At 41.6% G+C, this 6812-nt stretch carries 7 protein-coding genes; 3 read left to right on the forward strand and 4 right to left on the reverse strand.

Features of this window, described 5'->3' with window-relative positions; all coding sequences use genetic code 11:
* The first annotated feature begins 421 nt into the window (after positions 1 to 421).
* The gene (locus tag L4C33_RS18070; protein ID WP_428813801.1) at positions 422 to 2005 is read left to right on the forward strand and encodes an ATP-binding cassette domain-containing protein; all 1584 of its coding nucleotides are present in this window, start codon (positions 422 to 424) and stop codon (positions 2003 to 2005) included.
* 165 nt (positions 2006 to 2170) lie between these two features.
* Here L4C33_RS18070 and L4C33_RS18075 read toward each other — a convergent pair whose 3' ends face one another.
* Positions 2171 to 2557: a YybH family protein gene (locus L4C33_RS18075; RefSeq protein WP_428813802.1), complete on the reverse strand. Its 387-nt coding sequence runs from the start codon at positions 2555 to 2557 to the stop codon at positions 2171 to 2173.
* A 97-nt stretch (positions 2558 to 2654) separates the two neighbouring features.
* Here L4C33_RS18075 and L4C33_RS18080 point away from each other — a divergent pair, with 97 nt between their 5' ends.
* A complete protein-coding gene (locus L4C33_RS18080) occupies positions 2655 to 3539 on the forward strand; it encodes a LysR family transcriptional regulator (RefSeq protein ID WP_428813803.1) in 885 nt (294 codons plus the stop codon).
* Between the two features lie 593 nt (positions 3540 to 4132).
* On the opposite strand, the gene L4C33_RS18085 is transcribed toward L4C33_RS18080, so the two are convergent.
* From L4C33_RS18085 to L4C33_RS18095, 3 genes are read right to left on the reverse strand one after another with little or no spacing between them, the layout of a single operon-like run.
* Entirely contained in the window at positions 4133 to 4990 is an 858-nt protein-coding gene (locus L4C33_RS18085) for a hypothetical protein (protein ID WP_428813804.1), read from the reverse strand.
* Positions 4990 to 5844, reverse strand: a complete 855-nt coding sequence (locus tag L4C33_RS18090; RefSeq protein ID WP_428813805.1) for an ABC transporter ATP-binding protein — start codon at positions 5842 to 5844, stop codon at positions 4990 to 4992. The genes L4C33_RS18085 and L4C33_RS18090 overlap by 1 nt, the downstream gene beginning before the upstream one ends.
* Positions 5841 to 6212 (reverse strand): GntR family transcriptional regulator, encoded by a 372-nt coding sequence (locus L4C33_RS18095; protein WP_428813806.1) that lies wholly within the window; start codon positions 6210 to 6212, stop codon positions 5841 to 5843. The genes L4C33_RS18090 and L4C33_RS18095 overlap by 4 nt, the downstream gene beginning before the upstream one ends.
* A 279-nt stretch (positions 6213 to 6491) precedes the next feature.
* On the opposite strand from L4C33_RS18095, the gene L4C33_RS18100 reads away from it, so the two are divergent.
* On the forward strand, positions 6492 to 6812 hold a 321-nt coding region (locus L4C33_RS18100), incomplete at its 3' end, for a hypothetical protein (protein WP_428813807.1).

The raw sequence follows: 6812 nt of genomic DNA on the forward strand, positions 1-6812 counted from the left end.
CTATTCATCACAGCTAAGTTAAACCTTGTATATTAATAAGTTATATCCTGCATGTTAACTGGCTAAATAGACTCTCGGGGTTAGTGGGCGTTGCTTTTCGTCATACCTATCCATATCTAGTGCACACACTTTCTTGAAACCGATTTTTCTCAGTATGCTACTGATATAGAAGAATAAATGTTCATAGAGTAAGTCTCTTTTATAAAAAAGAGACTTAAACATCTTTTAGCGAAGTCATTAAGCTCATGGAGTCGTCAATTCTATAGAGTGGGTATTTCGCGAATCAGATGGTTAATAAAGTGACTAGATACTGAAGTAAGAATTTTTAAATAAGCACATTACGCTCGGCGCTCAGCGAATAGACTTTTAGCTGAAAACGCGCAACCCCTTTTGCAACGTATTCGTAAAAGGAGGTATTCCTATGCCTGCAGTTATATCACACCAACTTTCTTTCCAGCTAAATACTGGCGAGTGGTTATTTAAAAACATCAACTTTAACCTAAATCCGGGAATAACAGGGCTTGTAGGCCGCAATGGGGTAGGGAAGTCAGTACTGGTTTCCCTATTGTTAGGGGAAGTAATTCCCACGCAAGGTAATGTGACTTCACAAGGGAAGATAGGTTATTACTCTCAACTCCCTTCTAAGTTACTTGATGGCTCAGTAACTATTTCGAAATTCTTAGGCCTAGACGACAAACGCCAAGCATTACGGGCTATTGAACAAGGACACAGTGAATCGCAATGGTTTGATGTTRTAGGGGAAGATTGGGATATAGAGTCCCGTTATCAGCTCGAACTCAAGTCTTTAAATATCCCTGAAAACTTAGACACTCTTTGCGCGACTTTAAGTGGTGGGCAGCTCGCGTTGCTACAACTCTTTAGGTTGTTTGAGTCCGATGCCGAAATATTGCTGTTAGATGAGCCATCTAACCACATCGACGCAAGAGGGAAGCAGTGGCTTACGCAACGGATAAAGGACTCACAAGCGCGCATTTTACTGGTAAGCCATGATAGAAGTTTATTGAGAGGTGTTGATGCTATCTATCAATTAACGAGTTTGGGTTTGAGTTATTTCAAAGGCAACTATGATGATTTCTTTGATCAAACGACTCAGCAGGCTCAAGCGTTGGATAAGCGAATTAGCCAGCTGAAGTCTGAGAAGAAAAAGATCGAACGGCAAGCTCAAATCAATAGAGAAAAGGCTCAGCAAAGAGAGGCGCAAGGTAACCGTTGTCGTCAGTCGGGTAGCCAGCCTAAGATTTTGATGGATGCAATGAAAGGAAAAGCGGAGTTGTCTCGTTCTGCTGCCATCATAAATCAAAATAACCAATTGAGCCGAAATCAAGATAAGTTAGATCGTCTTCAGCAGCAAAAGGAGACGCTGAAACCACAAGCCATGTATTTGCAAAGTTCTACTGAAGTGAAAAAGAGGATTCTCGTTAAGGTGGATAAGTGCACCTTAGAACACGGTAACAAAAGATCTATCTCGTTGAGTATTATGCATACCGACCGTTGGCATCTTGATGGGGCAAATGGTAGCGGTAAGTCGACCTTACTCAAAGCGATACATGGGCAACAACCGAACTATCAAGGGCTGATAGAAAAAAGCAGCGACACTATATATTTGGATCAGCATTTTGGTTTGTTAAACCCTGAAATGTCGTTATTAGATRACCTCACTTACTATTGTCGTGGTTTGTTAGAAAGTGATGCTCGAACCTTACTCGCCGGCATTGGCTTTAGGCGGGACAGTGTTTACCGACTAGTGACGTTTTTAAGTGGTGGAGAAAAGATGAAGTTGTCGATGCTGGTGGTCAGCCATATGAAAGGGGCGCCATTATTGCTTTTAGACGAGCCCGATAACCATTTGGATATTGATTCGAAACAGATACTGGCTTCTGCCTTAAGAGGTTATTTGGGAAGCTTTGTGGTAGTGAGCCACGATAAGGACTTTATACAGGAGTTGGGTGTTAATAAAACGATTCGATTAGGCGATTACGAATAAGCCAATTGTGTCGATGTAAGTCTACTATTGCACCTTATTGTAAAAACATGCAGCCGTTCACTCGGTGGGTTTACGTTGAGTGACTCACCCGTGAACGGTTGCTTGAATTTAGCGGGGTCTAGATGACGACCAATACGGTTAGAAAAAGTATCTATTGAGCCGCTATTATCTTTCGCCTTGAACTTCGAAATCATCAAAAACTAAACGCGCTTTACCATCTTCTTGAATGGCCCAGTGCTCACGGTGGACGACACCGAATGCTTTGTTCATTGTCCAGTTTGCAGACAGAATGTAGCCATTGTCATCATGCTTCTCCCATTTTACGTCTGTGTAATCTACGTTTGAGAAACCTTGGTCGATGATGTTCTGCCAAAATGCTTGTATCTCTTCACGGCCAGTGAAAGTTCCGAATGGTCGTGCTTCCATGACCGTGCCTTCTGCATATTGTGCTGCACATCCCGCTGCATCTTGCGAATTGAATGCCAATTGCCAGGCATTGATAGCGGTTTTGCATGCTTCTAGTACTGCTTCTTGATTTAGTTGTTTGTTCATTTTAGTTCTCCTAATTCGTGTATGGGAGAGACTTTAACGTTACAATTGGATTGGAAAAACAAAGTAAAATAAAAATACTGTTTAGGAAAATAGAACAATGAGAAAGCTAAGACAGATGATGGTGTTCATGCAAGTGGTCGAGTCTGGTTCAATCACTAAGGCTGCAGATAAGCTTGATCTGTCTAAGTCAGTGGTTAGCCAACATATCAAGCAGTTGGAAGCGGATCTCGCTGTTACCTTACTTAAACGTACTACGCGAAAACAAAGCTTAACGGCAGAAGGCGAACGTTTCTATCTCCATTGCTGCACCATCCACAAGGTGTCAGAGCAAGCCTGGGAAGAGATGACTGAACAGCAGACTATCCCAAGAGGAAAGCTGAAGGTAACCGCTCCTCATGCACTAATGGACTCTATTGTTGCACCTGCATTGGTGTTGGCATTTGAGCAATACCATGACGTGCAGCTTGAATTGATCGGACATGATGACCAATTAGATCTTATGCAGGAAGGGATCGATTTGGCGATCCGCTTTGGAGAGTCAACGGTCAGTAATCTAAAACAGCGGAGAATTGGAGTGATCCAAGATGTACTGTGCTGCCTGGCAAGTAGAAAGAAAGAGATAACTAAAATGTCATCATTGCCGTATGTGGCAAATAATTGGCAGCCTAAACATATCGAACATCAATTTATGTCGATAAATGACAAAAAAGAAATGGTGTTTTTAGCCGATGTAAAACATAGAGCAAACACCATATATACTTGTATATCATTGATTAATAACGGAGCTGGCGTAGGTATCTTGCCAGATTTTGTGTTTGGCAAGTACCGTGATACATTGACTGAGTGGCTACCAGGCTATCAACTTGCACCCACGCCGGTATATGTCTTGCATCCATTTTCTGGGGCAGTACCTGCGAGCGTTAAAATTGCGATTGAAGCTCTGAGTAGCAACTTTAAGCAATCTACAATCGCTTTATCATAGACAAGGATCGAAAGATCATCGGAATGTCGTCTTTTTGCAATCGATTTGTCACATGCCAGTTTTAGATTGGTGACGTTGTCTAGCATTAGAAGTGTTATCTAGTTCAAATATAAAAGTATATAGAATACGTAACTCTTTATATTTTGTGATTTAAATCACTGTTAAGCTCAGGAAACAGCGTTAGATTCGATTGGTTGGTAAATAAAAAGAAAGAGCTCAAGAAGAGCAAGTTAAGAAAAGGAACATGATATGAAAAAAATGAGAAGAGCACAGCTTCATCGAGTTCGCATCCAATACTGGAAAGACACAGCGAAAGAAGCTTCAAAGAAATAGTCGTTTAGACGGCACCATAGAGCTGACATCAGGAATCCATTCAATAAGTTGTCAGCTCAATAAACACTTTCAGCAAAACACCTACTCCAATTCATACGTCTATTACCTCCCTCTAGTATTACTCAGCTACACTAAATCAACCTTTTATTCCCTCAGCAGCCAGCTTACGTCTATATTCATTTGAATGAAAAAACTCCCGACATAGTCAGGAGCTTTCATTGTTATTACTTGGCTAAATCGATGGTTACTTAAGTATTCGACTAGCGTTTTATCAAGCTTTTCCAGCTTACGTCATCTGTTTTGTACAGTGCTAAGCTCACGCCAAACGCGACGATTCCAAGAGCAAAGTAAATGGCGAGGTAGAGTAAGTTACTAGCAAATAGAGCATTAATTGGTTGATCTGAAAATAGAACATTCACAGGAAGTGCCAAAATTTCGGACATGAAGTACCCAACCCCATAGAAGCCAAATAATACGCTGGCCAACCATTTAGCAGCAAACCCAACAACGGCAATAACCAAAATGGGTGAACTCACAAGCTGTGAAACCATTAAAGCTAGGCATGCGAGCGGCAATAAGGTAAATGCAACCAATACCATTCTAGATAAGAATACTAACCAATTTGTCGCGACATAAAACAGTGACTCTTGTTCGACTAATAAGGCCAGTTGTCCTTCACTGCCCAAGTTAATGATCCAGAGTAAGAAGTCTGCCGACAGCACCAGTAGAGAGCATATCATCGGAATGATAAGGAGCCCGTATGCTAGCTTTACTGCGTGTGTGAGTAGGCTAGAAACTGGCATGCTGCGCCAAAACATAGAACTGCCTTCCTGGCGTTCCTTACGTAATGTTTTAGGCAAATACAGCGACGTTAGTATGAGTGAAATCAGCCCCGCGCCAAACGTCACCAACATGTTGAGATCTTGCACGAACTCCATATGAGTTTCACTGACATCGCCACGAAATTCCATTTGGAAAAAGAGATTGTCTTGCAAGTTACTGCTTGTAAAAATACTTACAAACAACAGTAAGCCACATAGTGCGACAAATGCAGGGAGGCGAGTTGTCATTTTGTGTTCAAGCAGCTCTTTTTCTAACATATAAATACTAGGATGCATTACYTGATCTCCATCTGAGTTGCTAGAAATAGATCGGCGAGTTTGACTGGGTAAATGGAGCCCATGTGTTCAATACTCTGACGGTATTCGCTTTTTAACAGCCATTTGTTGCTACCAAGCCCCGCTTGGCGAGAAAGTGGTGATAGGGCTTCAATTTCTTGGTTGTAGCTATTGGCTGCATCAAGGATCATGTAGTTCTGCTCAATGTTTTCCATGCTTTCTTGCATGACACAACGCCCTTGCTTGAGGATGAGTACATCGGTAAGTAAATGCTCAATTTCAGAAACTTCATGGCTTGCGATGATCAGCGCGCGCTCTCCATCGTGAAACCATTCAAGCAGGTGTCGATAAAAGGTGTCACGGTAGATCAAATCTAAGCCGAGTGTTGGTTCATCTAAGATAAGTACCTTAGTATCTGTTGCAATAATAATGGCTAAGTGAAGCTGAACCTTCATCCCTTTAGACAGAGATTTGATTTTGCTTGTGAGTTTAATATTTGTCGCTTCTAGAGTTTGCTTGGCTCGGTTGAGATCAAAGCTAGGGTGAACTCCAGATGTGTATTTGAGAAGTTGTTTAACCGTCATCCAATCAGGTAGCACATTGACGTCTGAGATATATGAGAGATGCTTCATCACCTCTGTATGATCATGGATAGGGTGGCAGCCGCTAACGTTAATAGTGCCGTCGAAATGGTGACCGCCAAGCAACGCTTTGATTAAAGTCGACTTGCCAGCTCCGTTGTGCCCGAGTAAGCCAAGTACTTGGCCTGCACGAAGTTCAAAACTGAGGTTCTGTACACCAACCTGGTCAGAATAGGTTTTGGTTACATTGTTTGCTGAGACTAGTACCGTCATTGTTGACCTTTCATTTGCTTTTTGAGTTGTGAGACAAAGTCGTCTAGTTCCATATCTATGTGGCGTAAAGTGTTCGCTATTTGTGGAACTTGCTGCTCAATAAATTCGTTTCGTTTTGCGCACTTTAATTGTGCAACTGCGCCTGTTGTTACGAACATGCCTTGTCCGCGACGTTTTTCCACCAGCCCCTCATCAACTAATAATTGATAGCTTTTCATCACTGTTAAGTGATTGATCTTCAAATCGGCTGCGACCGTCCTGATGGAAGGAAGTGCAGATCCCTCGATCCAAACCCCTTGCAGGATTTGTTGGCTAATTTGGTTACTCAGTTGACGAAAAATCGGCTGGTTGTCATTCCAGTCTGTCATACATTACACGCCATTATGTTTGGTGTTATATATGACTATAACACCAAGGGAGGGTTTTGAGTAATTAGATTTATAAAAAACTGGTAGGGCTTTGCTAATCTTTGAAGCCCATTTCGTGGCAAGTTGTTGTGATCACGAAGGTTCGCCGGATAAATTTGTTTTATGAATAGTCACATTTTATAGATCTGTGTTATGTTTCCTTAAGCTAAGGGATGGCCGTACAGTAAAAAAAATGAGACCATACAGCATTCTGTTCTTTTTACTTGGTTTAGCGTTCGAATGTTGCATATCAACGATGAAAAATTGGTTTGGTTTATTAAGTACTTACCAATATCCATTATTATTGTATCTGCGATCATCGTAAATACAGCGATGGTTGTCGGCATTAATCAAAAGGTAAAAGCACTCGGTGGTATTGTGCAAACTGAGTATATGGCTTCTCAAAAGCTATTAGTCGAAACTCAAGTTTTGCAAGTGGCTCAGCAAGTCGCTCAAATAGAGAAAATCGTGTCGTTAGAGGCACGGAATAAAATAAAACGCCGAATGGACGAAGCATATATCATTGCTCAAAATATCTATTCGTCGAACCAAGATCTCCCC

It is taken from the genome of Vibrio makurazakiensis (assembly GCF_050337375.1).
Lineage (GTDB): Bacteria > Pseudomonadota > Gammaproteobacteria > Enterobacterales > Vibrionaceae > Vibrio > Vibrio makurazakiensis.

Bases quoted from the DNA above. Each gene is read 5' to 3' on its own strand.
- L4C33_RS18075 (WP_428813802.1), bottom strand. From the start codon at position 2,557: ATGAACAAACAACTAAATCAAGAAGCAGTACTAGAAGCATGCAAAACC.
- L4C33_RS18080 (WP_428813803.1), top strand. From the start codon at position 2,655: ATGAGAAAGCTAAGACAGATGATGGTGTTCATGCAAGTGGTCGAGTCT.
- L4C33_RS18085 (WP_428813804.1), bottom strand. From the start codon at position 4,990: ATGCATCCTAGTATTTATATGTTAGAAAAAGAGCTGCTTGAACACAAA.
- L4C33_RS18095 (WP_428813806.1), bottom strand. From the start codon at position 6,212: ATGACAGACTGGAATGACAACCAGCCGATTTTTCGTCAACTGAGTAAC.